The sequence below is a fragment of the Mesobaculum littorinae genome (genome assembly GCF_004011175.1).
Classification (GTDB): domain Bacteria; phylum Pseudomonadota; class Alphaproteobacteria; order Rhodobacterales; family Rhodobacteraceae; genus Tranquillimonas; species Tranquillimonas littorinae.
This window is the reverse complement of the sequence record NZ_RQXX01000023.1, coordinates 1-357: the sequence shown is the minus strand read 5'-3', so window position 1 is coordinate 357 and position 357 is coordinate 1. Positions and strand designations below refer to the sequence as shown.

Genomic DNA, 357 nt, shown 5'->3' with positions numbered 1-357 from the left:
CGACCCTCGCGATGACGACGATACCCGAGGTCACGCGGTTTCTCCTGGCACCGATCGTTCCTTACGAGCTCGACGACCGGCCTGCCGCCGAACTCTGGCTGCGCGGGCACCGGATCGACTTCACCAAAGATCACGATATCCTGCTGATCGTGGGGGGCGGGGGCTGATGGCCAAGGCGACGCAGCTCGGCGACATCGGCTCCGGCCATGAATGCCATTTCCCGCCCACGCCGGCGACCGGCGCGTCGCCGGACGTCTTCGTCAACGGCATCGCGGTGGTGCGGCAGGGCGACAGCTATGCCCCGCATGCCTGTCCGACCCGCCCCGCACCATCGCACCCGCGCAGCCTGTCCGGCGG

1 pseudogene is annotated in these 357 nt (G+C 69.2%); it reads left to right on the top strand.

Features of this window, described 5'->3' with window-relative positions:
• Positions 1-166: 166 nt before the first annotated feature.
• Positions 167-357: pseudogene (locus tag EKE94_RS18500) on the top strand (hypothetical protein); the annotation flags it as partial.